Genomic DNA, 25,241 nt, shown 5'->3' on the forward strand with positions numbered 1-25,241 from the left:
GCGCCGCGGCCCGGATCGGGAGGTGCCACATGCGTGCTCTGGTCATGCTCGGGGGGCTCTTGTTCCTCTGCGTCCTCGTCTACCTGGTGGTGCTCGCCCTCTCCGGCGGCTCCGGTCGCGGCCGGGCCGGCCGCGCGGCGCCGCCGGTGGAGGCGGACGCTCGTTGGGAGACCCACACCGAGGTCGGTGGCGGCGTCACGGCGGTGGTCGTACGCCGGGTGACCGACGGCGGGCAGGGTGTCCTCGAGCTGGGCCGCCAGGTCATCCGCACCATTCCGGACGACGACCCGGAATGGGACACGAAGTATCACGCGGCGATGGCCGAGGCCCGCTCCCGCGTCGCCGCCCTGGAGATCGAGTCCGACTGATCAACTCCAGGTCCGAAGGTGACGGACCACGTCGTGCTGAGGAAGGCCGGCTCAGTTCATGCTCGAAACGGGGATCGCCGGGATCCCGAACTGTCGATATTGATCGGGAGACGAGCTGAACACCGTGCATCCGTCCGGCCATTCGACGTTGGGGCGGGCCACGTGAACGGCATGGGCCATACGCCAGTCGGCGCCGTCGTTGATCAGGTGGCCGACTGCGGCCGCCCCTGAGAAGTCCAGTTCGACGACGTTGATCGCAGGCAGCGAGCCGACGTGGTCGGCAAGAGCAGGTCGCTCTACTGTCGCGGCCGCAAGACACAGCGCGGGCACGACGACGTAGTCCTCCGTCGTCCTGTGCGGTTCGGCGACCAAGCGCGAGAGACCACGGTTCCCGGCGCCGAGGGCGCTCAGTGCTGTGTGGTCGAGAATCACCGCACTCATATCGAGGTGAGCTTTCCGGCTTTGAGGTCATCCCAGAGCCGTCTGCCCGCAGCGACATCGGACTCGTCGAAGTCGGGGACCAGATGTCCACGGATGTACTCGACGGCGGCCCGATGCCGGGCGTCGAGTTCGTCGCGGGTGGGCGTCGTATCGGCGAGGTTCCGGACCAGATCGCCGATCGTGCAGCCGCGCTCTCGGGCAAGGGCGGCCAATCGGTCGCGTACTTCGCTGTCCACCTTGATCGTGGTCGTCGCCATGTTCGCAGTATACCCCCGGTATACCGCGTCCCTGGGATCGAACATCAGTGTCATGGCGTCAGCCTGACACCACCGCACACATCACACACTGTGTTCACATAAATGCACAGTGTTTCAATGGTGCGTTGTGAGAAACCGGGAAGTGGGTGGGAACGGTCACGGTTCGGGGAGGTCGCCGTCGGTGGGGTCGGGCAGGGCGACCTGGATCTGGGTGGTGACGCCGACCGCGACGAAGACGCCGCGGCCGGTCGGCCCGCCGCCGGCGGCGTTGCGCGGCAAGCGCAGCCCGAACACATCCCCGTCGTCGGGCGAGTCGACCGACAGGAGCACGCCGGAGCGGGACCGGCGGGTGTCGGACAGAAAGCCGCGGTAGCCGCGCGCGAGGTCCTCGGTGGTCCCGCCGAGGATGACCGCGTGCTCGCCGTCCCGCGCGGCGCGCAGGACTGTGCGGAGCGCGTCGTCGAGTTCGGTCTCGTCCAGCAGTTCGGCGTCGTCCACCACGACCGCGTAGCGGTGCTCGTGCTCCAGCAGCGACTCCAGGTCCTCGGCCGAGGCCGTGGCGTCGAGCACCCCGAGCACCCCGGGCCGACCGGCCAGCTCGCGCAGTGGCGACCGGCGCGGCGTGATGATGGCGACGGGTACGAGCCCGCCGCCGACCGACGGATCGAGCAGGCACCCCGCGATGGTCAGCAGCGTCGTCGAGCGGCCGGACCGCGCCGGGCCGGCCACGACGAAGCCCGGACCCTCGGCGAGGAGGTCGACGCCCACCGGCGCGAGCGCGTCGCCGCCCACGCCGACCAGGGCCCACAGCGGCGACGGTGCGAGAAAGTCGGGGTCGAGCGCGAGGGCCTCCCGGTAGGACACCCGTACCGGCAGCTCGTCGACGTGCAGTGGACGCATCCGGCGCGGCATCCGCCCGTAGCGGGAGGCGCAGCCGCGGGTGATGTCCTGCAGGGCCGAGACCTGCGCCGTCCCCGACGGGTCGTCGCACAGCAGCCCGATCTGCGACTCGCGCAGCGGCTCACCGGGACCGGTCTGCTCGAGCGCCCGTCCCGGCGGCATGGCGGACGGCACCTGCCGCTCCTGGATCCCGGCGTAGCCGTAGTCCTGTGGATCGGCCATGCGCAGCACGAGCCGCCGGTCGAACACGGTGGACACCTGCCCGCCGAGGCCGGAACGGTCCCCGGTGAACACCGCCCGCAGCCCGACGGCGGCGCCCTCGCGCAGCAGCCGGAGCACCGTGTCGATGAGCCGGCCGTAGTCGTAGTTCTCGAACGCCCCGACGAAGCCCTCCCAGCGGTCGAGCAGCAGGACCATCCACGGCAGCCGCTCGGCGGAGGTGACCGCGGCGCGCTGCTCGGCGATCGAGGCGAACCCGGCCTCGGCGAGCAGCTGCTGGCGGCGGGCCACCTCGGCGGCGAGCGCGGCGAGCAGGCGTTCGACCCGGTCGAGCTGGTCGCGCCCGACCACCGCGCCGCAGTGCGGCAGTGCCACGAGCGGCAGCAGCGCGTTGGCGCCGCAGTCGATCGCGTAGAGGTGCGCGTCGTACGGGGAGCACGAAGCGGCCAGCGAGCCGGCGAGCGTGCGCAGCGCGGTGGACCGGCCCGACCGCGGCGAGCCGGCCACGTAGACATGGCCGCCGCGTGCGAGGTCGAGGGTCAGGGGCTCCCTCGACTGGGCGGCCGGCAGGTCGGTCACGCCGAACTCGATGGGCGGCAGGTCGACCACCGAGCCTCCCGCCGCGGTTCGGGGCGACAGCGTCACCTGCTCGGGCAGCGGCTCCAGCCACGGGCTCGGCAGGCGGCGGATCCCCACGCCGCGTGCCGCGCCGGCGACCGCCCGCACCAGCGCCCCGAGATCGGTGGCCATGGTGGACTCGTCCGCACCACCGTCGGCCGCGTCGGCCCGCGGCAGCGCGCGCCCCAGCCCGCGCCACGGCAGCGGCAGCACCGACGCGGGGCGGGCGGCGGTGCCGGCGCCAGGCCGCCGGCCACCGATCCGCGCGGTCTGCACGGCCTGCGGGGCCGAGACCCCGGAGCGCACGTAGCAACGTCCCGGCGTGGCCTTGGAGATGCGCGCGGCCTCGGGAGAGTCGATCACGTCGGTCGACTCGTCGGCGTCGGTCACCCGCAGCGCGATCCGCAGGTTGGTGTTCGCCCGGATGTCGGCGGTGACCACGCCGGCCGGCCGCTGTGTGGCGAGGACCAGGTGCACTCCGAGCGACCGGCCGCGCCGGCCGATGTCCACCAGCCCGCTGACGAAGTCGGGCAGCTCCGCCACCATCGCCGCGAACTCGTCGATGATCAGCACGAGCCGGGGCATCGGCTCGTGGGCCGCGCCGTCACCGCGGTCGCGCAGGTCGTGGTAGTCCTCGATGTCCTTGGCGCCCGCGGCGAGCAGGATCGCCTCCCGCCGGCGCAGTTCCGCGCCGAGCGAGTCGAGCGCCCGCTGGGTGAGGTGCCCGTCGAGGTCGGTCACCATGCCGACCGTGTGCGGCAGCTCGGCGCAGTCCTTGAACGCCGCGCCGCCCTTGTAGTCGATGAGCACGAAGGTCATCTCGTCCGGGCGGTTGGCCACGGCCAGCGACGCGATCAGCGTCTGCAGCAGCTCGGACTTGCCCGCGCCGGTCGTGCCCGCGATGAGCGCGTGCGGCCCGTCGGCCCGCAGGTCCACGTGGAACGGGCCGTCGGTGCCGAGGCCGATCGGGACACGGGTCGTGCGGCCGCCGCCGGCCCACGCGGCCAGCACGTGGTCGGGGGTCGGGTCGGGCATGCCGAGCAGCTCCAGCAGCCCGGCCGCCGCGGCGAGCGACTCCTCGGAGTCCTCCCTGGAGACGTCGCGCAAGGGTGCCAGCGCGCGGGCCAGCCGGTCGCACCACGCGGGCGAGACCTGATCCGCCAGCACCGGGCCCAGCCGGTCGAGGCCGTGGCCGCGCAGCCGGAGCGAGGCCGGCCGGTCCCAGTCCCACGCCGCCACCGCCGTGCACTCCTCGGGCAGCAACCGTTCCTCATCGTCGACGCAGATCGCGTGCACGCCGAACTGCGGACCGCTCGAGAGCACCTGCGGCATCCCCGGCACCCGCCGCAGCGTACGGGCGCCGTCGAGCACGACCAGGATGTTGTACGGGGGCGTGGCCCGGTCGGACGGAGCGGGCGGCAGCCCGCCGGCGGCGTTCTGGTGACGGCGCCGGTCGGTGATGCGGATCGCCAGCTCGGTGATCCGCCGTGCCACCGACTCGGGGTCGGTGCCGACCATCGCGACGCAGTCCTCACCCTCGCGGGGAGCGCAGTGCGGCAGCCAGCGCACCCAGTTCCAGTGCTCGGCCGCGCCGGGCCCGGCCTCGCCCGATTCCGCGCAGAGCACGACGATGGCCAGGTCGCGCGGGCTGTGCTGGGCCGCCGCCTGGGCCACGAGCCAGCGGGCCAGCGCCCGTGACGCCGGCCGCGGCCCGGTCAGCCCGATCACGCCGAGGTCGGCCAGCGGCAGTGTCACCGGCACCGTGCGAGCGACGGGCTGCTCCCGGTCGGCCTCCTTGTCGATCAACTCGATGTTCGCCGGCTGGTCGGCGAAGCCCACGCGCAGGCACAGCGCGTCCGGATCGGTGATCCGGCGCTCCCACAGCCTGCGGCGGGGGCCGGTCGCGGTGAGCAGGACCTCGGCGGGATCCGGGCTCATCTCCCGCCGCTCCGACTCGTCGGCCCGGCGTAGCCGCTCGACCTCAAGATCGAAGTCCTCGATGCGCCGGTGATACTCCTTCAGCGCCTTCCGGTAGGACTTGCGGCCGTGGACTCGGTCGCTCGCCCACTCGGCGACCTGCATGATGGGCCAGGTGAGCGCGAACAGGGCCCACCACCACTGTTTGAGCGCGAAGGCCATGACCATGCCGAACGCCGAGAACATCAGGGCGCTGAGCAGCCTCAGCCGCTGACGTTCGCCCCGCTCGGGCCGCTGTGGCACCTCGATGCGCCACGGGCGCCGGGACGGGCCGATGCGGGGCGGCCGGTTGAAGGCGAGCCCGCCCTCGGGAAGGGGCTCCAGGTGAGTGTCGGGGCGCGACGACGGCGACAGCGCGAGAGCCGTCGATCCCATGAGGAGCAGGCCACCGACCGGCCACTCGCACGGCACCGTCAACGGCACCCGGTCCAGCGTCGCCTCGGCCTGCGGCGAGGCCTCGACCGTGACCTGGCCGGGCCGTACCGTCACCCGGAGGGACCGGCCGGGGATCCGTGGACCGGCCAGCCTGACGTCGGCGTCCTCGCCGGTGCCGATCGTCGTGGCACCGAGCCCGAGCCGGTGCACGCCGCCGGCCGCCGGCCCGCCGACCACCCGGATCTCGACCAGGCCCGAGGGCTCGGCCAGGACGGTGGCCGCGGCCGCCCTCGGCTCGACCGTCACGACGGCGCCGTCGCGCAGCGCCCGGGCGGCCTCGGCCTGCGGGTCGAGCATCCGGCCGTCCATCCACAGCGGCCGGGCCCGCGGGGACTTGACCGCGAGCGCCGTTGGATCGGACGGGTCGTCATCGCCGATGGTGCGGATCAGTGATGTTGCGACGCTCGCCACGGTCATATCGGAATCGCCATTGATCACGATATCCCGGGGGCCCTGATCGGTCAGCGCCGTGAGCGAAATGCGCATCCGTACCCTCCGCTGTTCGGCCTGGCGCCAAGCCTAGGATGTGCGCCTCCTCCATGGGTGGAGGCCCAGGTCATTCTGACCGGGTGTATCTGTTGCCCGGCGCGGTGTGACGCATTGTGGGCAGGTGGCGCCAATGGTCCGAGTATGTGCAGGTCAGTTCGGAGAAAAGAGTCACGGGACGGCCTCACCCGCGCGAATCCATTGACGCAGGCTTGTCAAGCCCGGAACCATGGGTCGCTCGGGCCGTCTGCGCATCGCTTCGGAGTGGCCAATTCGATGAATACCAGTCAATCGACCGCCGCGAACACCGCGGCCGGCCCTGGGCGTACCGGCCTCGGCACCTCGACAGGTCAGCGGCTGCCGGTGCCGCCCCGTGAACGCAAACCCGCCCTCGCCGCCCTCGCCGTCCTGCTCATCCTGGGCGGCGCGCTCACGAGCGCCTACCTCGTCATGGCGAGCGGCGAGCGGGTCTCGGCGATCCGCGTCGCCCAGCCGGTCGCGGCCGGCCAGCGTATACCGGCCGACGCCCTCGAGGAGGTGCAGATCGGCAACACCGGCATCGAGTTCATCGGCTGGGCCGAGCGGGCCGACGTGAGCCGTGCCTTCGCCGCCGTGCCGCTGGTCAAGGGGGCACTGCTCACGAACGGAATGGTCGCGAGGACCGACGCCGCTACCGACGGCCGGGTGATCGTGGGGCTTGCGCTCAAACCCGGGCAGATGCCGGCCGACGGGCTGAGCGCCGGAGACCGGGTGAGCCTGTACGGAGTCGGCGGGCAGAACACCTCGGGCGTACGGGCCGGCACGACACTCGCCGAGGACGCGATCGTGATCGGCGTCGCCGGGGGCGGTGATCGAACCCTGCAGTCCGACCAGACGATGATCTCGATCGCGGTGCCGCCCGCGCAGGCGCCGCAGGTCGCCCAGGCCGCGTCGGCGGGAGCCGTGGCGGTGGCCCGCGTGCCCATCGGCACGAAGGTCCCCGGCGCCCCGACGGTGCCGGGCGGGCAGACGTCCGGAGGTCAGAACCCGACCGGCCAGAATCCCAGTGAGCGGAACGCGGGCGGCCAGGATCCAGGCGAGCAGACCTCCGGCGCGCCGTCGCCCGGCGGCCAGGACCCGAACCAGCGCGCCACCACGCCGGCCGGGAGCGGCTAGGTGGCCCTCATCGCCCTCGCGGCGGACAAAGGTGCACCGGGCGTCACCACCGCCGCGGTGGCCCTCGGCGCGGTGTGGCCACGGCCGGTCCTCGTCGCCGAGTGCGACCTGGCCGGCGGCGATCTCGTCTACCGGCTGCCGGGCGAGTCCGGGATGCTCAACCCGGCGCGCGGGCTGCTGAGCCTCGCCGCGACCGCCCGCCGCGGTCTGCGGCCCGACCAGATCGGCGAGCACGGCCAGCGGCTCGTCGGTGGGCTCGATGTGCTGGTCGGGCTCACCAACGGCGAGCAGGCGCAGGGCCTCACCTGGCTGTGGGGGCCGCTCGGCCGCGCCTTCGCCTCCCTTGCGCCGGTGGACGTGATCGCCGACTGCGGCCGGCTCGGCGCGGGCACCGCGCTGCTCGACCTGCTGCGCGAGGCCGACATGATCGTGCTGCTCACCCGGCCCACACTCGAGCAGGTCGCCCATCTGCGCGAGCGCGTGAACGCCCTCGGCGCCGAACTGCGCGGCGGCCCGCCCATCGGGATCATCGTCGTCGCCGATCCCCGGGACTACCGCGCCTCGGTCGCCGAGGTGGACCGGATCGTCACCAACGCGCGACTGCCGGCGACGGTGCTGGGGGGTTTCGCATTGGACCCCAAGGGTGCTGAAATGCTGCGGGGCCAATGGGGCGGGCGACTCGACCGGTCGCTGCTGATCCGGTCGGCGCGAGAGGTGGCCGGAGGTCTGGTCGGGCGGCTGACGACGCCCCCTGGCCCGGGGGCGGGAGGCGTGCACCCCGCCGACGCGGTAAGGGGGCGTTAGGTGGACCACGGTCTGGTCAAGCGATTGCGCCAGGAGGTCGGGGACCGGCTCGCCCAGCAGCGGCGGCTCGACGCGGCGGGCGGGCTCGCGCCGATGTCCTCCGAGGACGAGCGGCAGTTCGCCCGCGCTCTGATCGCCCAGGTCCTCGAGGAGTACGCGCGCGGGGAGATCACCGCGGGCCGCCGCCCTCCGAACGCCGAAGAGGAGGAGCAGCTCGCCGCCGGCGTCCACGCCGCGCTGTTCGGCGTCGGCCGGCTGCAGCCGCTGCTCGAGGACACCGAGATCGAGAACATCGACATCAACGGCTGCGACCGCGTCTTCATCGGCTATGCCGACGGCCGTGAGGTCATGGGCGAGCCGGTCGCCGAGTCCGATGACGAGCTCGTCGAACTGGTCCAGGTGCTCGCGGCCTACAGCGGGCTGTCCTCGCGGCCCTTCGACACCGCCAACCCGCAGCTCGACCTGCGGCTGCCGGACGGCTCACGGCTCTCGGCGGTGATGGACGTCTCCGTACGGCCCGCCCTGTCCATCCGCCGGGCCCGTCTCGGCAAGGTGTTCCTGTCCGATCTCGTCGGCAACGGGACGTTCTCCTCCGAGGTGGGGCTGTTCCTGCGGGCGGCGGTGGCGGCACGCAAGAACATCATGATCGCGGGCGCGACCAACGCCGGCAAGACCACTCTCCTGCGCGCGATAGCCAACGAGATCCCCCCGCAGGAACGCCTGATCACCGTCGAGCGGGCGCTGGAACTCGGCCTCGACCACTTTCCCGAGCTGCATCCGAACTGCATCGCCCTCGAGCAACGGCTGCCCAACTCCGAGGGCGAGGGCGCCATCTCGATGGCCGACCTCGTCCGCCGCTCGCTGCGGATGAACCCCTCGCGGGTCATCGTCGGCGAGGTGCTCGGCGACGAGATCGTCACCATGCTCAACGCGATGACCCAGGGCAACGACGGCTCGCTGTCGACCATCCACGCCAACTCCTCGGTCGAGGTGTTCAACCGGGTGGCGACCTACGCGATCCAGTCCGAGGAACGGCTGCCCATCGAGGCGACGCACATGCTGATCGCGGGCGCGATCGACTTCGTGGTGTTCATCGAGAAGCGCAACGACTACGCGGTGGGCGGCCGGCTGCGCCGCTTCGTGTCGAGCGTCCGCGAGGTGACCGGCTGCGACCAGCGGGTGCTGTCCAGCGAGGTGTTCGCGGCCGGCCCGGGCGGCCACGCGGTGCCCGCCGCGCCGATCGCCTGCGCCGCCGAACTGGCCGAGTTCGGCTATGACCCGTCCCAGGGGGTGTCGTGGTGACGACGCCGGCCGAGCGCGAGGGGGGTGGCGGATGCTGACGCCCGACGTGCTGTACGCCGTCCTGGCTGGGAGCCTGACCGGCGGCGGTCTCGTCCTGCTCGTCGTCGCCGTCCGCGGGCTGCCGGTCCGGCGGGGCCGGTTCGGGCGGGGGCGCAGCCGCGAGGAGATCCTGCGCACCCTGACCACCCGCGGCTCGATCGGCATCGGTGCCGGGGCCGCCGCGCTGGTCGCGACGCGCTGGCCGGTCGCCGCGATCGGCACCGGGCTGCTCGCGTTCGGCTGGAACGGCATCGCCGGCGGCGCGGCCGAGGAGCGCAGGGCCATGGCCCGGCTGGAGGCCCTCGCGGCCTGGACCGAGTCGCTGCGCGACACCATCGCGGGGGCGGTCGGTCTCGAGCAGGCGATCCCGTCCTCGATGCGGGCGGCGGCGCCCGTGCTCCAGCCGCACCTGCGGATCCTGGTCGACCGCATGCACACCCGGATGCCGATGGGCGACGCGCTGCGCCGGTTCGCCGACGACCTCGACGACCCCTCGGCCGACCTCGTCATCGGCGCGCTCATCCTCAACGCCAGGCTGCGCGGCCCGGGGCTGCGGGACATGCTCGGCGCCCTGTCCGGTTCGGCCCGCGCCGAACTCGACATGCGCCGCAGGGTCGAGGCCAACCGGCGCACGACCCGCCGGAGCGTCCAGATCGTCGTCGGGGTGTCGGTCGGCACCGCGCTGTTGCTCGCCGTCTTCAACCGCTCGTACGTGAACGTCTACGACGGGTTCCTCGGGCAGTTCGTGCTCGCCGGGGTCGTCGGGCTGTTCGGGCTCGGGTTCGTCTGGCTGCGCCGGCTCGCCCACTACGACATGCCGCAGCGCTTCCTCGGCCGGCCCGACGCGCAACCCGGCGTGCCGACCGAGGTCCCGGCCACCGTGGCGGGGTGGCAGGGCGGCCGCGGCGACGGCGCTCGGCTGCGAGGCCGGCACGCCATGGACGCGGGAGGTGGGCCGTCGTGAACGCGCCGCTGCTGGCCGGGGCCGCCTTCGGCGTCGGCCTGTTCCTGCTCCTGCGGGCGCTGTTCCCGCCGCGTCCCGGGCTGGCCGCCAGCCTCGCCGCCTTCGACGCCGCCGCCCGCCGCCGGGACGAGGACGCCCGGGCCCGGCGCTCGTCCCCGACCCGGGAGAAGGTCGGCGGCCTGCGCTCACAGCTCGGCCGCAGGCTGGCCCGGCTGTACGAAGAGCGCGGCTGGGAACAGCGGTCGGTGCGCGCCGACCTGGCGATCGTGGAGAAGTCCATCGAGGGCTTCCTCGCCACCAAGTTCCTGCTGCCGGCGGCGGCGCTGGTCTTCATCCCCGTGCTGGTCGGCTACTTCGCACTGCTCGGCATGGGTTCCTCGCTCACCGTTCCGCTCTGGCTGGGCGTGCTCTTCGCGGCGCTGTTCTTCTTCCTGCCCGACCTGCAGCTCCGTCAGGAGGCCGCGCAGCGGCGCCGGGACTTCCGGTACGTGGTCGGCGCCTTCCTAGACCTGGTCGCGATGAACCTGGCCGGCGGGCGCGGCGTGCCCGAGGCCCTCATGACGGCGTCGCAGGTGGGCGAGGGATGGGCGATCGGGCGGATCCGGGACGCCCTGGCCAACGCCAGGATCACCGGGCAGACTCCGTGGCAGGCCCTCGGCAACCTCGGCGACGAGATCGACATCGCGGAGCTGCGGGACCTGTCTGCGGCACTGGGGCTGGTCGCCGACGACGGTGCGAAGGTACGGCAGTCGCTGTCGGCCCGGGCCGCGTCGATGCGCAGCCGCCAGCTGTCGGAGGTCGAGGGCAAGGCAGGAGAGCGGTCCCAGTCAATGCTGGTCGCGCAGCTCCTGCTCTGTACCGGTTTTCTGGTCTTTCTCGCCTTTCCGGCGGTGATGCGAGTGCTTGCCGCTTGACGTCCTCTCCCGCCTGAAGGCGGGAGATTCCAACCTCTCAGACAGGAGAAGCCGGTGGTTCGCGGTTCACGGCCCCATCTGATGACTGGAGGGCTCCCCGCGCTGTCACGGCCCGCCCGGCCGCGAATCCGCTTGGCTATCGCGGAGTCACTCAAAGTAGCAGAAGGGAGGAAGCGGCGTTTCCTCTCCGGTAGTCTCCGGCCGGAAAACTGGAGTGTCCACGCCGCGATCTCGATGACCGGAGGTTTTCCCGAACAGAGAACGCCGAGGAGCGCCATATGAACCCCCTGACCGACCCGGCGATCGTGTATCTGCGGGCCCTGCTCGGGCACCGCCTGCACCGGCTGCGCGCCGACAGCGACCGGAGCCGGGGCGCGTCCGCGATCGAGTGGGCCATCATCACCGGCATCCTCGCGCTCATCGCGATCGGCATCGGCGTGACCATCAAGAACAAGGTGGACGAGGCCGCGTCGAACATCAAGACCAAATAGCGGCATGCGCCGTCTCGCCGACCACGACCACACGCCACCGGCACGGGCCGGTGGGGGATCGGGCGCACGCGACTCCGGGGCGACGTCGCTCGAGCTGGCGCTGCTGACCCCGATCCTGCTGCTGGTGATGCTGCTGGTCGTGCAGTTCGCGATGGTCTACCACGCCCGGCACGTGGCCCTCGCCGCCGCGCAGGGCGGCGCCAGGGTCGCGCGCAGCGAGGTGACCGGCGACTGGAAGGGACGGTCGGAGCAGACCGCGCGGTCGCAGGTACAGCAGTTCGGATCACGGCTGCTCGGCAACTCGCGCACCGAGGCCGGCGGTGACGGGGACGAGCGGTGGGTCGAGGTCAGCGGCGAGGCCGTGCAGGTCATCCCGTTCTTCACCTTCCGGGTGCACCAGCGCTCGGGCGGCCCGATCGAGTGCTACCGGCCCGACGTCGGCGCCGGTACCCGGTGCGGTGAGGGCCCGTGACGGCCGGGCGGGGTGCGTCCCGGGGGTCGATGGCACTGGAGCTGGCGCTGCTGACCCCCGTCCTCATCGCGTTCATGATGCTCATGGTCGGGGTGGGCCGGATGGTCGAGGCGCAGAGCCAGATCGACGGCGCCGCGCGCGACGGCGCCAGGGCCGCGTCGGTCGGCCGTACGAGGGGTGACGCGGTCGCCTTCGCCGACCGGGCGAGCAGGGAGACGCTGAAGACCAGGGACTGGTGCCAGGGCGGTCCCCGCGTGGGGCCCGACCTGTCCGAGTGGGCGCCCGGCGGGCAGGTCACCGTGACGGTGACCTGCGACGTCGACCTTGGCGGGATGACGCTCATCGGGCTGCCGGGCTCGAAGACGATGACCGGCACCGCCACGGTGCCCCTCGACACCTACCGGAGGATCGATTGATCGCACGGCCGGACCGGGACCGTGGCACCGTTGCGATGTTCACGGTGATCTTCGCGTTGTTCGTCATCCTGCTGGCCGGGCTGCTCGTCGACGGCGGCCTTGCCATCCACGCTCGGCAGCGGGCGGCCGACATCGCCGAGCAGGCGGCGCGGGCCGCCGCCGATGACATCGACGTCGGGCTGCTTCGGACCACCGGTGAACTGCGCATCGCCGACGCCGGCACCGCTTGCGCGAAAGCGCGCCGGCTGGTGGCGAGATATCCCGAGGCGGGCGATGTGCAGTGTGGGCTGCGGGATTCGCGAACGGCGTGGGTGCAGGTGAAAATCACGGTGAAATTGCAGTTGTTGTCGATCATGCCGGGCTTCTCGGACATGGAAATGACCTCTTCCGCGACGGCCACCCCGGAAACAGGAACTTGATCTTCATGGCGAGAAGTGCGGTCGGACGGCGGTTCCGCAATGGCGCTCCGCCGCCGGTCATGGCCATTGACCGAGGGGACATGGCGGATGGGTGAGCACCGATTTCGGAGGGACTTGCGCGGCTTCGCCTGTCATAGTGGCGGCGGTCGTACGATGACGTTCGATGGCATTCGCCATCCGCAGACAGGGGTCTGAAGCCTATGGGCGCGTCGCGGCAGGCAGTAAAGGTTCGGAGCAGGCGCAGCGCGGGCGACGTGCTCCAGGGGCTCGCCGCCGTGGCGGCGCTGGCCGCGCTCGTCGCCGGGGTCCCCTTCGCCCTCGTCACCTTCTTCGGTTCCCCCGTCCCGGAGCACCTGCCCACGGCCGACGACCTGACCCAGCGGCTCGGCCCGAGTTCGCTCATCACGATCCTGGTCCTGCTCGTGTGGCTGGCGTGGCTGCAACTGGCGGCCTGCGTGATCGTCGAGGTCTACGCGGGCGTGCGCGGGGTCGGGGTACCGGCCCGGGTGCCGTTGGCGGGCGGGACCCAGTCGCTCGTTCACCGGCTCGTCGTCGCGACGCTGCTGCTGTTCACCGCGACGACCGCGATCATGCCGGCGTTCACGAGCCGCGATCTGCATCCCGCCCGGCCCGTCCAGACCCAGTCGCAACAGCTCGAGCGGATTCCGGCGACTCCGGCCGAGGTGACCACGCCGGCGCTCGCCGAGAGCGTCCAGAGCCCGCCGGTGCGGAAGGCGAAGGCCCAGAAGATCTACCGCGTACAGCCGCCGCACGGCCGCCATCACGAGAGCCTCTGGGAGATCGCCGACAAGTGCCTCGGCGACGGCCGCCGCTATCCGGAGATATACGAGCTCAACAAGGGGCGCGAACAGCCCGACGGCACGCGGCTGACCATCGCCAGCCTGATCAGGCCCGGCTGGGTCCTGGTGATGCCCGACGACGCGGTGGGCGCGCAGGTCGTACCGGCGCACGATCTCGACGACCGCTCCTCACCCGCCAAGGCCGGTGCCGGCCGGCCGGATCCCGCCGAGCCGCTGCCGCCGGCTCCGCAGCCCGGCGGCGCGAGCAGCACTCAGGCCGTGCCGCCGCCGCGCGACGACGCCGACCGCCCGCCGCAGGTAAGTCCCGTCCCGGAGCAGGCCGGCCGTGGCGAGGGCGGCCAAGGCGGCGCGGCGCCGCAGGAGCGGCCCGTGACCGGTCCGGTCGCCCCCGGTCAGGACTTCGGCTGGCCGCAGAGCCTGGCGCTGGCCTCGCTGCTCGCCGCCGGGCTGCTCGCCGCGCTCGGCCGGCGGCGGCGCGAGCAGATGTGGAGCCGCGCGTTCGGCCATATGATCGCGGTGCCGGACGGCGACGCGGCCGTGGCGGAGCAGGCGCTGCGACTCGGTGCCGACACCGAGGCGACCAAACTGCTCGACCTGGGGCTGCGGCAGATGTCCAAGGCGCTGGCCGTCGACGGCCGTACGCCTCCGACCGTCTACGGGGTGCACCTCGGGTCCGACAGCCTCGACCTCTGGATCGCGCCGGCCGACCGCGAGCCGCCGGCGCCATGGGAGGCGCACGACGGCGGCCAGGTGTGGCGGCTGCACCGCGACCGGGCCGATGACCCGGCGCTCGATCCGGACGGCCTGCGTGACGTGCTGGCGCCCTATCCCGGCCTGATCTCGATCGGCACCAACGACAACGGCCGCATCATGGTGGACCTCGAGGCCGCCCACGGGCTGATCGTGTTGCGCGGCCCGGAGACGGTGCGGCGGGCGGTGCTCGCCGCGATCGCCATCGAGCTGGCCACCAACCGCTGGTCCGATCACATGCGCATCACGCTCGTCGGCTTCGGCGAGGAACTGTCGCACATCGCACCGGATCGCATCCGGGCGGTCGCCTCTCTGGCCGAGGCGCTGCCCGAACTCGAGGCGCGGGCCGAGGAGGTCCGGCAGGCCCTCGCCGCGTCCGGCGCCGCCTCCGTGCTCACCGGCCGCTGCCGCGGCGTGTTCGGCGAGGCCTGGATGCCGCACTACCTGATCATGGCGGACCAGCCGACGACCGAGGAGGCCGACCGGCTGGTCGCGCTGGCGAGGACCGGCCAGCGGATGGCGGCCGGCTACATCGTGCCCGGCGACGTCCAGGGCGCGAAATGGACCTGGGAGGCCGACCCGGTGGGCCGGTTGCAGGCGGGCGTGCTCGGGTTCGAGGTCGAAGCCCAGATGGTCCCCGAGCAGCACTACCGCGCGGTCGTCGAGCTGTTCCGCACCGCCGGCCGCCTCGAGGGAGTCCCGCTGCCGGAACCGGCCGACGAGCCCGCGAGCGGCGTGGTCAACGCGGAGCAGCAGCCCGTGGTCGACGTCCGGCTGCTCGGCCCGATCGAGGTCGACGCGCCGGGCCCGATGGACGAGTCGCGCCGGGCCCTGTGCACCGAGGTGCTCGTCCACCTGGCCACCCATCCCGGCGGGGTGCACCCGACCGTGCTGAGCGGCGCGGTCTGGCCGCGCGGCGTCACCGCGGGGGTGCGCGACGCCACCATCGCACGCGTGTCCGACTGGCTCGGGCGCGATTCGCGCGGTCGGCCCAACCTCTATTACGACGACGCCGGGCGGATCAAGCTGGGCTCCGAGGTCCGGGTCGACTGGAGCGTGCTGCGCTGGCTGGTCTGGCGGTCGGCCGCCGAGCCCGCGTCAGAGACGGCGTACATGTCGTACGCGCTCGACCTGGTGCGCGGGCCGCTGCTCGCCGATCGGCCGCGCGGACGCTACGCGTGGCTGGCCGCCGATCCTCTCGAGTACGAGGCCGGTGCGCGGGTCGTCGACGTCGCCCACCGGCTCGTGGTGCTGCGGCTCGAGGACGGCGACGCGCGAGGCGCGGTCACCGCCGCCCGCGCCGGGCTCCGGCTCGCCCCCGCGGACGAGGGGCTGTGGCGCGATCTGTTGCGGGCCACGCACGCCACGGGTGATCAGGCGCAGTTGCGCGCAACGGCCGAGGAACTTCGCGGCCGCGCCGAGCGTGACATGATGCTCGGCCACCTGCGGCCCGAGACCGAGGCACTGATCGAGGAGCTGCTGCCGCAGTACCGCCGGGTCTCCATCTGACCTGCGCGCTCCCCGGCCGCCGGCGCCCGGGGTATGCCGCCCTCAGCGGAAGTTCCCCGTGTGGCCGAGCGAGTAGCGCCCCGGCTGGGGAAACACGCACAGACCCACCGCCCCCGTGCCCGCCCTGATCGCGTGGACCGGACGGCCGGTCTCGGTCGAGATCGCGTACACCAGATCGGGCGAGCGGCCGGGCAGCCACAGCACCTTCCCGTCGGCCGACACCCCGCCCATCCCGGTCGAGCCGGCATTCGGCAGCCGCCATCGGCCCACCACGCGGCGGGCGGCGAAGTCGATCAGCGAGATCGTGCCCCTGCCCGAGACGTACAGGATCGTGCCGTCCCGGCTCGGCGTGAGCCCGCCGGCGCCGGGCCCGGTGCGGATGAAGCCGAGCTTGCCGAACCGCTCGGCGTCGATCACCCAGACGCCCTCGGCCACCGGATCGGACACGTAGAAGACAGTGCCGTCAGGGGACAGCCGCACGTCCTTGGGGGCGGCCCGCCGGTGGAGCAGCAGCACACCGGTCACCGTGCGCCGCCGCGGATCCACCCGCACGACCTGACCCGAACGCTCGCACGTCGCGATCACGTAGTCGCCCGTGGCGGAGAAGTCGGCATGTCCGACCCCGTCGCACGGCACCCGCAGCGCGTAGTGCAGCCGCATCGTCCGCGGATCACGGAAGTCGATCCGCCGCAGGGTGCCGGTCATGACCAGGGCGGTGCGCCCGTCCGGGGTGAAGTAGAGGTCGTGCGGCGAGGCCACCGCCACGGGCGCGCCCCGGCGGCCGGTACGCGCGTCCATGGGCACCAGCGTGCCGCCGCCGTCGCTGATCCACAGCGTCCTCAGGTCCCAGGACGGCACGATCTCGCGTGGCACGTTCCCGACCCGGAGGCGGCGTACCACCTGGAGCGTCTCGGGGTCGATGAGCTCGACGGCGCGGCGCGCGGTGTTCGTCACCCAGATCCGGGCGGGCAGCCCTCTGACGGCGGCGCTCAGCATGCCCGGCCGGGTCCAGCCGTAGACCGGAGCGATCCGGCCCAGTGCACGAGAGGCCTCGGCCAAACCGCCGGTACGGCCTCCGGAGACGTCCGGCCGTGCCGTCGCGGCGTCGTCCGGCTCGACGTACGGCATGGGGCCGCCGAGCCCGAACACGGGCGCGTCCGGGCGGTGGCCGTCGGCGTAGAACGGCACCGGTGAGCGGCAGCCCGACAGGACGGCAAGACCCGCGCAGACGCCCGCCAGGGCCCCGCGCGGCCATCGCCGCTCTCGCACGCGTGCCACGCGGGGACTGTACCGACTTCGCAACTCCCGGTGTCGGGTCAATCACAAAAGGTGTGTGTCGGGGCGCTTTGGGGACCGGTGGCGCCGGGCGTCATCCGCCCGATTCATGGCGAAGTAGCCATTCCTTGCGATCCAGGCCGTAGTAGTAGCCGTTCAGGCGCCGAGCGCCGGTTCCGGCGGACGCCACCACGCGATGGCAGGGGATGACCGGGGCGATGAGGTTGCGCGCGCACGCCTGACCGGCCGCCCGCGCACCGCGCACGAGGCCCGCCCTGGCCGCGAGCTCGCCGTAGGTCACGGTCTCGCCGGACCGCACCTCGCGCAGCGCCGCCCACAGCCCCTCCCGTATCGGCGGACCGGGCGCGTGGACGGTGAGCGTGTCGAGGGCGTCGAGATCGCCGTCGAAGTACGCCTCGTGCGCTTTGCCGATCTCGCCGAGATCGTCGGCGCCGATCAGCTCATGTGATCGCAGCGACGGGTGCAGGCGGGAGTGCAGTTCCCGGGGGTCGTCGGTGAAGCCTGCGGCGACGAGCACCGCTTCGTGTTCCAGCAGCGACAGCGGCCCGATCGGGGTGCGCAGCACGGTCGTACGGATCATGAAGGTTCCTTCCGTTCAGTGCGAGGTCCACAGGTGCATGGCGGCGTACGCCCGCCAGGGCCGCCACCTCTCCGCGCGCTGTTCGAGCGAGGTCTCCGCGTGGCCGAGCGCGTCGAAGGCCCGGCGCAGGCCGAGATCCGCCGCGGGGAAGGCGTCAGGGTCTCCGAGGGCGCGCATGGCGATGTAGCCCGCCGTCCACGGGCCGATCCCGGGCAGTGCCATGAGCCGGTCGGCGATCTCGGCCGGGTCGGCTCCGCCGTCCAGGTCGAGCTCCTCCGCGGCCACGGCCGCCGCCAGCGCCCGGAGGGTCCGCTGCCGGCCGCCGGTCAGCCCCAGACCGCTCAGATCCGCGTCCGCCAGCCGCGCCGCCGTGGGGAACAGGTGAGCGGGCTCGGCCTCCGCGGACGCCGCGAGGCCCGTACGGGGAGTGCCGCAGCGGGCCACCACCCGTCCCGCGAGAGTGCTCGCCCCGGCGACCGAGACCTGCTGGCCCAGCACGGCGCGGACCGCGAGCTCGAAGCCGTCGAAGGCCCCCGGCACCCGCAGGCCGGGCCGGGCCGCCACCAGCGGGGCCAGCAGGGGGTCCGCGCCGAGCGCGTCGTCGACCGCGCAGGGGTCGGCGTCCAGGTCGAACAGCCGCCGGCATCGGTTCACCAGCGACGCGACCCCGCGCGGGCTCGGCCCGCCGGCCCGCAGCAGCACGTGATCTTCGCGTGGGATCAGCTCGATCGTGCTCGCTTCGCCGCCGGTGTCGGAGGTGCCGCCCGGCGCGGCGGCGACGGTCCGGACGTACCGGTCCGCCGTCACCTTCTCGACGCCCGGGATCGCCCGGGCCGCAAGGAAGGCCAGCAGCGACGCCGAGTCGTACGGCCGCCGGACCGCCAGGCGCAGCTCCAGCGTGGCCGGGCGGCCGAGCCCCCGGCCGACGCCGCGCAGCTCCGACGGGGCCTGCCCGTAGGTCTCGCGCATGCTGGCGTTGAACTGGCGTACGCTCCCGAACCCGCTCGCGAAGGCCACGTCGGTGACCGGCATGAGCGTCTCGGTGAGCAGCCGCCGGGCGAGCCGCAGCCGCCGGTTGCGGGCGACCGTGAGCGGGGGCGCTCCCAGCTCCGCGACGAACATCCGGTGCAGGTGCCGGTCGGTGACCGCGAGGCGTCGCGCCAGCCCGCGGACGCCGTGGTCGTCGACGACGCCGTCGTCGATCAGCCGCAGGGCACGTCCGACCAGATCGCCGCGAAAGTCCCAGTCGGGCGATCCGGGGCTGGCCTCGGGCCGGCACCGCTTGCACGGCCGGAAACCGGCACCCTCCGCCGCCGCGGCGGCGGTGAAGAACCGCACGTTGCGCCGTGCGGGCGTGCGGGCCGGGCAGATCGGCCGGCAGTAGATGCCGGTCGAGGTCACGCCGGTGAAGAACCGGCCGTCGAAGCGGGCGTCGCGGGCGCTCACCGCCCGGTAACAGGAGTCGAAGTCGAGCACACTTCGATTCAACCCCAGGCAACGACCTCACACCGGCGGGAATCGGACCCGACCACCGTCCCCCTATGGGGTCGCTCGAGCGTGCGAGGGGCGCGGCGCTGTCTGGACTGAGGAGCGCAGGAGCGAGGAACGAGCGACGGAGCGACGAGGGAAGACAGCGCCTCAAAGGCGCCCCGAGCCGCGCGAGCGGAGCGAGCGCAGTTCAACACAGCGCCGGAGGCGCGGTGGTTCACCCGGATTTGCCGATGCCGATGCCGAACTCGCGGTAGACGCGTTCCCAGAAGCCGTCGCGCAGCCAGGTGCGGGCCTCCTGGTAGGGGCGCAGTGACCGGCCCAGTTCCTTCTCGGCCTCGATCAGGAGTTCCTTGTCGATGACGGGCGGCAGGATGGGCCCGGGCAGCAGGTCGCGGATGTTGTCGCGACCGCGCTCGAACACCCATTTCTGGGCGACGTGCTCGCCGATCTCGAGCATCTGGGCGCGCTCGGGGCCGAGCTTGCCGTCGGTCGAGGAATGCTGGGCGGCGTGCTTGACCGCGGCCGGGATCGGACGGGCGACCGCGGTGGGCGACGGGGCCCGGCCCGCGAACACCTGCGAGGGCTTCGGTACCGGGGACGTGGTGGTGCGGGGTACCGCCGCGTCGGGCGGCTGCTCGCCCGCGGGCACAGCGATGACGCCGGCCTTGCTGAAGTACGGGCGCAGGAAGTCCGACGGCAGCACCTCGACGGTGTCGGACTCCCACACCAGCCATTCGGCCTGGTTGGAGCCGTGCGTCGGCTCGACGCCCCACAGGTGGACGCGTACGCCGTAGCGCTGCGCCGCCTCGACCGCCGGCAGCATGTCCTCGTCCCCGGCCAGGAGTACCGCGTCGGTGATCGCGCGGTGCCGGGCGAGTGCCTCGAGGTCGGCGCGCAGCTGGGCGTCGACGCCCTTCTGCTGCCCCTGCGCGTTGAGGTTGCCGAGCCGGAGTTTGACCAGCGGCAGGTTGGCGATCACGCGCTGGTCGACGGTCGGCTGTCGCTTGGGGGCGGCGTCGAACCAGTACACGCGCAGTAGCTCGCCGCGCAATTCCTCCGCCGCGTGACTGGTCAGCGCCCGGATCAGCTTCTCGGCGGCGACCCGGTATTCCCGGCGGGAAGTCGCGTCGAGCAGCAGCGCCCCGGAGGCCGCGTAGAGATAGCCCGCGTCGACGAAGACGGCATAGCGGGCTGGCTGGGGAACAAGCTCCGAGGTAGTCATGGGCTTTCTAGCTTATTCATGCCGGAGCCTTTACGGGCACGAACCACCGTTACACGCTTCCCCGTGAAACAGCCGAGTCCCTTGGTTAACACGGGAATGCGCTCGCACGCCACGCTCCCGGGCCGGGTGCCAGAGGCCGGCGGGTCGACCTTGACCTGTTCGCCCAGCGTGATTCACGGCGTGTCGCCGGCCCGGCGGCGGCGCGGGCGGCGGCCTCGGCGCGGGCGCTGAGCACCGCGACGAGGGCGGCGATGTCCTCGTCGCTGGGCTCACCGCGCACAATCTGCAGGAACGGCTGGTCAGCCATGGCGTCTCCCGGTCACGGTCGGTGTCACAGCGGGATGTTCCCGTGCTTCTTCGGGGGTAGTGTCCTGCGCTTCTCCCGGAGGGCCCGCAGGGCCTTGACGACCTGTGCCCGGGTCTCCGACGGCTTGATCACCCCATCGACATATCCCCGCTCGGCCGCGATGTACGGGTTGGCCAGCGTGTCCTCGTACTCGGTGATCAGCTCGGCGCGGCGGGACTGCGGGTCGCCGGCGGCGGCCAGCTCGCGCCGGTAGAGGATGTTCACCGCGCCCTGGGCGCCCATCACGGCGATCTGGGCGGTCGGCCAGGCCAGGTTGATGTCGGCGCCGAGGTGCTTGGAGCCCATGACGTCGTACGCCCCGCCGTACGCCTTTCGAGTGATCACCGTGACCAGAGGGACGGTTGCTTCGGCGTAGGCGTACAGCAGCTTCGCGCCACGCCGGATGATGCCGTTCCATTCCTGATCTGTTCCGGGGAGGAATCCCGGCACATCCACAAATGTCAGAACTGGAATATTGAATGCATCGCAGGTTCGTACAAAACGTGCGGCCTTCTCGGATGCGTCGATATCAAGGGTTCCGGCGAACCGCATCGGCTGGTTGGCCACGATGCCGACCGAATGTCCTTCGACCCGGCCGAAGCCGCAGATGATGTTGGGCGCGAACAGCGCGTGCACTTCGAGGAACTCGCCGTCGTCGAGCACGTGCTCGATCACGGTGTGCATGTCGTAGGGCTGGTTCGGCGAGTCCGGGATCAGCGTGTCCAGGGCCTCGTCCAGCGCGGCGACGTCCACGGCGGTGGGCTGGGCCGGGGTGTCGGAGAGGTTGTTCGACGGGAGGTACGACAGCAGTTCCTTGACGTACTCGATCGCGTCCTTCTCATCCGACGCCTGGTAGTGCGCGACTCCCGACTTCGTGTTGTGCGAGTGAGCGCCGCCGAGTTCCTCGAACGTCACCTCCTCGCCGGTCACCGTCTTGATCACATCCGGGCCGGTGATGAACATGTGGGAGGTCTTGTCCACCATCACCACGAAATCGGTGATCGCGGGGGAGTACACCGCACCGCCCGCGCACGGCCCGAGGATCAGCGAGATCTGCGGGATCACCCCGGAGGCGTGCACGTTGCGCTTGAAGATCTCGGCATAGAGCCCCAGCGCGACCACGCCCTCCTGGATCCGCGCGCCGCCGGAGTCGTTGATCCCCACCACCGGGCAGCCGGTCTTCAGCGCGTGGTCCATGACCTTGCAGATCTTCTCGCCGAAGACCTCGCCCAGCGAACCCCCCGAGACGGTGAAGTCCTGGCTGAACACCGCGACGGGGCGACCGTCCACCGTCCCGTGACCGGTCACGACGCCGTCGCCGTACGGGCGGTCCCGCTCCATGCCGAAGTTCGTGGACCGGTGCCGGGCGAGCTGGTCGAACTCGACGAACGAGCCGGGGTCGAGGAAGGCGTCGATCCGCTCCCGGGCGGTCATCTTGCCCTTCGCGTGCTGCTTCTCCACCGCCCGCGCCGACCCGGCGTGCACGGCCTCGAAGCGTCGCCGTTCCAGGTCGGCGATCTTGCCCACGGTGGTGTGGATGTCGATGTCGTCCGCGGGTTCTGGAGCTTCGGTCGCCATGGCAACACCCTAGCCAGGCATTGTTCAACCACATTTGCCCGGGCCGGGCCCACCGCGAGGGCGGCTCCGCTGACTACGCTGAGCGGGTGGCTACGAATATCGGTGAAAGCTCCGCGACCGGGCATACCGAGCGAAATTCGGCACGGCAGGAGATGCCCGAGCCGTTGCGGCGCGATGTCCGGATGCTCGGCTCTCTACTCGGCCGGGTCCTCGTCGAGTACGGCGGTCAGGGCCTTCTCGACGATGTCGAGAGCCTTCGGCACGCGGTGATCGCCGCACGGCGCGGCCAGGAGCCGGGCGGTTCCGGCGACGCGGCGGGCGGCGAGATCACCGGCAACCAGGTGGCCGCGATGGTCGCCGCATGGAGCCTGGAGCGCTCCGAACTCGTCGCGCGGGCGTTCACGGTCTATTTCCACCTCACCAACCTGGCGGAGGAGCACCATCGGATCCGCACGCTGCGAGAGCGTGACGCCGCCTCCGCCGCGGCTCCCGGTGACGCGCGGGCCGAGCCGCTGAGCGATTCGGTGGCCGCCGCGGTGGCCGAGATCCGTGCCGCCGGCCCGGACCGGCTCGACGAGACGCTGCGCGAGCTGGAGCTGCGGCCGGTGTTCACGGCGCACCCGACCGAGGCGCGCCGCCGGGCGGTCGTCACCGCGATCATGCGGATCAGCGGGCTGCTGACCGACCTGAACGACGTACGGCTCGGGGCGAGCGAGCACCAGGACATCCGGCGGCGGCTGCTCGAGGAGATCGACCTGCTGTGGCGTACGGCGCTGCGCCGGCACACGCAGATGGACCCACTCGACGAGGTGCGCACCGCGATGGCGGCCTTCGACGAGACGATCTTCCGGGTGGTACCCGCCGTCTACCGGGTGATGGACACCGCGCTCGATCCCGAGAGTGTGGGCGAACGCCCGCCGCGCGCTCCCGCCTACCTGCGGTTCGGCAGCTGGATCGGCGGTGATCGCGACGGCAACCCGCATGTGACCGCGCAGGTCACCCGCGAGGCCATCATGATCCAGGCCGACCACGTGCTGCGGGCACTCGAGGCCGCATGCCTGCGGATCGGCCGGCAGCTCACCGCGCACGTCTCCACCACCGCCCCCTCGGCCGGGCTCAGCGCCGCGCTCGCCGCTGCCCGGGCGGCGCAGCCCGAGCGCATCGCCGAGATCGTCAAGCGGTCGCCGGGGGAGCCGTACCGGCAGGCGCTGCTGTACGCCGCGGAGCGGATCGCCGCCACCCGTACCCGTGACGCCGACCTCGCCTATGACACGCCCGGCGAACTCCTCGCCGACCTGCGCCTGGTGCAGGACTCGCTCGCGACGGCGGGAGCGGCCCGGCAGGCCTACGGTGAGCTCCAGCATCTGATCTGGCAGGTCGAGACGTTCGGCTTCCACCTCGCCGAGCTGGAGATCCGCCAGCACTCCGCGGTGCACGAGAAGGCCCTCGCCGAGGTGCGTGCCGGGGGAGCCCTCTCCGAGCAGACCGAAGAGGTTCTCGACACCCTGCGGGTGGTGTCCTGGATCCAGGAGCGGTTCGGGGTCGAGGCGTGCAAGCGCTACGTCGTGTCCTTCACCCGTTCGGCCGAGGATGTCGCGGCGGTCTACGAGCTCGCGGCGGCCGCGGGAGGCGCGGCCGACGGGCCGGTCCTGGACGTGGTGCCGCTCTTCGAGACCGGCGAGGACCTGGAACGGGCGCCCGCGGTGCTCGAGGGGATGGTCGAGCAGCCGGCGGTCCAAGCCCGGCTCGCCGAGACCGGCCGCCGCATGGAGATCATGCTCGGTTACTCCGACTCGGCGAAGCAGCTCGGCCCGACCAGCGCCACCCTGCGGCTGTACGAGACTCAGGAGGCCCTTGCCGCCTGGGCCGAGCGGCGCGAGGTCACGCTGACCCTGTTCCATGGCCGGGGCGGCTCGCTCGGCCGCGGTGGGGGCCCGGCGAACCGGGCGATCCTGGCACAGGCGCCGGGTTCGGTCGCGGGCCGGTTCAAGGTCACCGAGCAGGGCGAGGTCATCTTCGCCCGGTACGGACATATGGCCATCGCCCGGCGCCATGTCGAGCAGGTCACCAACGCGGTCCTGCTCGCATCGACGCCCGCGGTCGAGGACCGCGCCCGTGAGGCGGCCGCCCGCTTCCGCGGCCTGGCGGAGCGGATCGGCGCCGCGGCACAGCGCGCGTACCGGGCCCTGGTCGAGGACGACGGTTTCGCCGAGTGGTTCGCCAGGGTCAGCCCGCTGGGCGAGATCTCGCAGCTGCGGATCGGCTCACGCCCGGCCAGGCGCAGCGCCTCCACCTCGCTCGAGGATCTGCGCGCCATCCCGTGGGTGTTCGCCTGGACCCAGACCCGCGTCAACCTGCCCGGCTGGTACGGCCTCGGCAGCGGACTCGAGGCGGCCGCCGAGGAGGACCTCGGCACGCTTCGCGAGGCGTACAAGGCATGGCCGCTGTTCGCCGCGCTGCTCGACAACGCCGAGATGAGCCTGGCCAAGACCGACCGCGACATCGCCGCCCGTTATCTCGATCTCGGTGGCCGGCCGTCGCTGACCGAGACCGTGCTGGCGGAGTACGACCGGACGCGCTCGCTCGTCCTCGCGGTGACCGGCCACCAGCGGCTGCTCGAGAACCGCAGGGTGCTCTCCCGCGCGGTGGAGCTGCGCAATCCCTATGTCGACGCGCTCTCCCATCTGCAGTTGCGGGCACTGGGCGCGCTCCGCGAGGGCATCGCCGACGACGCCGAACGGGAGCGGCTGGAGGAGTTGCTGCTGCTCACCGTCAACGGCGTCGCCGCCGGCCTCCAGAACACCGGATGACGGTCGCCGACGTCAGGCCCGTCCTCCACGCCGAGCAGCGGGACGTGGAGGAGGTGGAGATCCCGGTGGGCGTCTACGGCATCGCGGTCACCTACCTCAACCCCGACCACTTCTCCGGCTACACGACCGGTCGAACGGGGCGACCTGTGGACGGCCTGTGA

At 72.4% G+C, this 25,241-nt stretch carries 22 protein-coding genes; 13 read left to right on the plus strand and 9 right to left on the minus strand.

Annotated elements, in window-relative coordinates; translation table 11 throughout:
* Positions 1–29: 29 nt before the first annotated feature.
* Positions 30–368, plus strand: a complete 339-nt coding sequence (locus tag HKK74_RS04170; protein ID WP_187241693.1) for a hypothetical protein — start codon at positions 30–32, stop codon at positions 366–368.
* 51 nt (positions 369–419) lie between these two features.
* On the opposite strand, the gene HKK74_RS04175 is transcribed toward HKK74_RS04170, so the two are convergent.
* From HKK74_RS04175 to HKK74_RS04185, 3 genes are all read right to left on the minus strand, one after another.
* Positions 420–740, minus strand: coding sequence for a PIN domain-containing protein (locus HKK74_RS04175; protein WP_222721846.1), 321 nt, complete (start codon positions 738–740; stop codon positions 420–422).
* A gap of 65 nt (positions 741–805) precedes the next feature.
* Positions 806–1,066, minus strand: coding sequence for a hypothetical protein (locus tag HKK74_RS04180; RefSeq protein WP_187241695.1), 261 nt, complete (start codon positions 1,064–1,066; stop codon positions 806–808).
* Between the two features lie 156 nt (positions 1,067–1,222).
* Positions 1,223–5,701, minus strand: a complete 4,479-nt coding sequence (locus HKK74_RS04185; protein ID WP_187241696.1) for a type VII secretion EssC family protein — start codon at positions 5,699–5,701, stop codon at positions 1,223–1,225.
* Between the two features lie 276 nt (positions 5,702–5,977).
* Here HKK74_RS04185 and HKK74_RS04190 point away from each other — a divergent pair, with 276 nt between their 5' ends.
* From HKK74_RS04190 to HKK74_RS04235, 10 genes are all read left to right on the plus strand, one after another.
* Entirely contained in the window at positions 5,978–6,856 is an 879-nt protein-coding gene (locus HKK74_RS04190; protein ID WP_187241697.1) for a hypothetical protein, read from the plus strand.
* Positions 6,857–7,660, plus strand: a complete 804-nt coding sequence (locus tag HKK74_RS04195; RefSeq protein ID WP_246491173.1) for a hypothetical protein — start codon at positions 6,857–6,859, stop codon at positions 7,658–7,660.
* Positions 7,661–8,962, plus strand: a complete 1,302-nt coding sequence (locus tag HKK74_RS04200) for a TadA family conjugal transfer-associated ATPase (protein ID WP_187241698.1) — start codon at positions 7,661–7,663, stop codon at positions 8,960–8,962. It abuts the gene before it with no gap.
* Between the two features lie 31 nt (positions 8,963–8,993).
* Entirely contained in the window at positions 8,994–9,965 is a 972-nt protein-coding gene (locus HKK74_RS04205) for a type II secretion system F family protein (protein ID WP_187241699.1), read from the plus strand.
* Positions 9,962–10,879, plus strand: a complete 918-nt coding sequence (locus tag HKK74_RS04210; protein WP_187241700.1) for a type II secretion system F family protein — start codon at positions 9,962–9,964, stop codon at positions 10,877–10,879. The genes HKK74_RS04205 and HKK74_RS04210 overlap by 4 nt, the downstream gene beginning before the upstream one ends.
* A gap of 278 nt (positions 10,880–11,157) precedes the next feature.
* A complete protein-coding gene (locus HKK74_RS04215; protein WP_187241701.1) occupies positions 11,158–11,370 on the plus strand; it encodes a Flp family type IVb pilin in 213 nt (70 codons plus the stop codon).
* 4 nt (positions 11,371–11,374) lie between these two features.
* A complete protein-coding gene (locus tag HKK74_RS04220; protein WP_187241702.1) occupies positions 11,375–11,842 on the plus strand; it encodes a TadE/TadG family type IV pilus assembly protein in 468 nt (155 codons plus the stop codon).
* Complete coding sequence (locus HKK74_RS04225) at positions 11,839–12,258, plus strand: TadE family protein (RefSeq protein ID WP_312881228.1); 420 nt, start codon at positions 11,839–11,841, stop codon at positions 12,256–12,258. The genes HKK74_RS04220 and HKK74_RS04225 overlap by 4 nt, the downstream gene beginning before the upstream one ends.
* 35 nt (positions 12,259–12,293) lie before the next feature.
* Positions 12,294–12,677: a pilus assembly protein TadG-related protein gene (locus HKK74_RS04230; RefSeq protein WP_187241704.1), complete on the plus strand. Its 384-nt coding sequence runs from the start codon at positions 12,294–12,296 to the stop codon at positions 12,675–12,677.
* Between the two features lie 200 nt (positions 12,678–12,877).
* Positions 12,878–15,757, plus strand: a complete 2,880-nt coding sequence (locus HKK74_RS04235) for an AfsR/SARP family transcriptional regulator (RefSeq protein ID WP_187241705.1) — start codon at positions 12,878–12,880, stop codon at positions 15,755–15,757.
* Positions 15,758–15,799: 42 nt separating this feature from the next.
* Here the strand turns inward: HKK74_RS04235 and HKK74_RS04240 are convergent, their stop codons facing one another.
* The 6 genes from HKK74_RS04240 to HKK74_RS04265 all read right to left on the minus strand — a co-directional run bounded on the left by HKK74_RS04240 (position 15,800) and on the right by HKK74_RS04265 (position 22,270).
* Positions 15,800–17,035, minus strand: coding sequence for a YncE family protein (locus HKK74_RS04240; RefSeq protein WP_187241706.1), 1,236 nt, complete (start codon positions 17,033–17,035; stop codon positions 15,800–15,802).
* Between the two features lie 91 nt (positions 17,036–17,126).
* Complete coding sequence (locus tag HKK74_RS04245) at positions 17,127–17,633, minus strand: methylated-DNA--[protein]-cysteine S-methyltransferase (RefSeq protein WP_187241707.1); 507 nt, start codon at positions 17,631–17,633, stop codon at positions 17,127–17,129.
* Positions 17,634–17,648: 15 nt separating this feature from the next.
* Positions 17,649–19,109 (minus strand): AlkA N-terminal domain-containing protein, encoded by a 1,461-nt coding sequence (locus HKK74_RS04250; protein WP_312881229.1) that lies wholly within the window; start codon positions 19,107–19,109, stop codon positions 17,649–17,651.
* A 229-nt stretch (positions 19,110–19,338) separates the two neighbouring features.
* Positions 19,339–20,346 carry an NYN domain-containing protein gene (locus tag HKK74_RS04255; RefSeq protein ID WP_187241709.1) on the minus strand — a complete coding sequence of 336 codons (1,008 nt, stop codon included), beginning with the start codon at positions 20,344–20,346 and terminating at the stop codon, positions 19,339–19,341.
* 85 nt (positions 20,347–20,431) lie between these two features.
* On the minus strand, positions 20,432–20,653 hold the full coding sequence (locus HKK74_RS04260) for an acyl-CoA carboxylase subunit epsilon (RefSeq protein WP_187241710.1): 222 nt from the start codon (positions 20,651–20,653) through the stop codon (positions 20,432–20,434).
* A 24-nt stretch (positions 20,654–20,677) separates the two neighbouring features.
* Positions 20,678–22,270: an acyl-CoA carboxylase subunit beta gene (locus tag HKK74_RS04265; protein WP_187241711.1), complete on the minus strand. Its 1,593-nt coding sequence runs from the start codon at positions 22,268–22,270 to the stop codon at positions 20,678–20,680.
* Between the two features lie 152 nt (positions 22,271–22,422).
* Between HKK74_RS04265 and HKK74_RS04270 the strand changes: the two genes are divergently transcribed.
* Together HKK74_RS04270 and HKK74_RS04275 are read left to right on the plus strand one after the other, a co-directional pair.
* Positions 22,423–25,080, plus strand: coding sequence for a phosphoenolpyruvate carboxylase (locus tag HKK74_RS04270; protein WP_187241959.1), 2,658 nt, complete (start codon positions 22,423–22,425; stop codon positions 25,078–25,080).
* Entirely contained in the window at positions 25,077–25,241 is a 165-nt protein-coding gene (locus tag HKK74_RS04275) for a hypothetical protein (protein ID WP_187241712.1), read from the plus strand. Before HKK74_RS04270 ends, HKK74_RS04275 begins: the two co-directional genes overlap by 4 nt.

Origin of the sequence: Actinomadura alba, assembly GCF_014323705.1 — a bacterium.
GTDB lineage: Bacteria > Actinomycetota > Actinomycetes > Streptosporangiales > Streptosporangiaceae > Actinomadura_C > Actinomadura_C alba.

Coding starts and splice junctions, on each gene's coding strand:
- HKK74_RS04170 (WP_187241693.1), top strand. CDS start 30: ATGCGTGCTCTGGTCATGCTCGGGGGGCTCTTGTTCCTCTGCGTCCTC.
- HKK74_RS04270 (WP_187241959.1), top strand. CDS start 22,423: ATGCCCGAGCCGTTGCGGCGCGATGTCCGGATGCTCGGCTCTCTACTC.
- HKK74_RS04180 (WP_187241695.1), bottom strand. CDS start 1,066: ATGGCGACGACCACGATCAAGGTGGACAGCGAAGTACGCGACCGATTG.
- HKK74_RS04275 (WP_187241712.1), top strand. CDS start 25,077: ATGACGGTCGCCGACGTCAGGCCCGTCCTCCACGCCGAGCAGCGGGAC.
- HKK74_RS04255 (WP_187241709.1), bottom strand. CDS start 20,346: ATGACTACCTCGGAGCTTGTTCCCCAGCCAGCCCGCTATGCCGTCTTC.
- HKK74_RS04230 (WP_187241704.1), top strand. CDS start 12,294: ATGTTCACGGTGATCTTCGCGTTGTTCGTCATCCTGCTGGCCGGGCTG.
- HKK74_RS04235 (WP_187241705.1), top strand. CDS start 12,878: ATGGGCGCGTCGCGGCAGGCAGTAAAGGTTCGGAGCAGGCGCAGCGCG.
- HKK74_RS04220 (WP_187241702.1), top strand. CDS start 11,375: ATGCGCCGTCTCGCCGACCACGACCACACGCCACCGGCACGGGCCGGT.
- HKK74_RS04185 (WP_187241696.1), bottom strand. CDS start 5,701: ATGCGCATTTCGCTCACGGCGCTGACCGATCAGGGCCCCCGGGATATC.
- HKK74_RS04245 (WP_187241707.1), bottom strand. CDS start 17,633: ATGATCCGTACGACCGTGCTGCGCACCCCGATCGGGCCGCTGTCGCTG.
- HKK74_RS04260 (WP_187241710.1), bottom strand. CDS start 20,653: ATGGCTGACCAGCCGTTCCTGCAGATTGTGCGCGGTGAGCCCAGCGAC.
- HKK74_RS04215 (WP_187241701.1), top strand. CDS start 11,158: ATGAACCCCCTGACCGACCCGGCGATCGTGTATCTGCGGGCCCTGCTC.
- HKK74_RS04205 (WP_187241699.1), top strand. CDS start 8,994: ATGCTGACGCCCGACGTGCTGTACGCCGTCCTGGCTGGGAGCCTGACC.
- HKK74_RS04265 (WP_187241711.1), bottom strand. CDS start 22,270: ATGGCGACCGAAGCTCCAGAACCCGCGGACGACATCGACATCCACACC.
- HKK74_RS04190 (WP_187241697.1), top strand. CDS start 5,978: ATGAATACCAGTCAATCGACCGCCGCGAACACCGCGGCCGGCCCTGGG.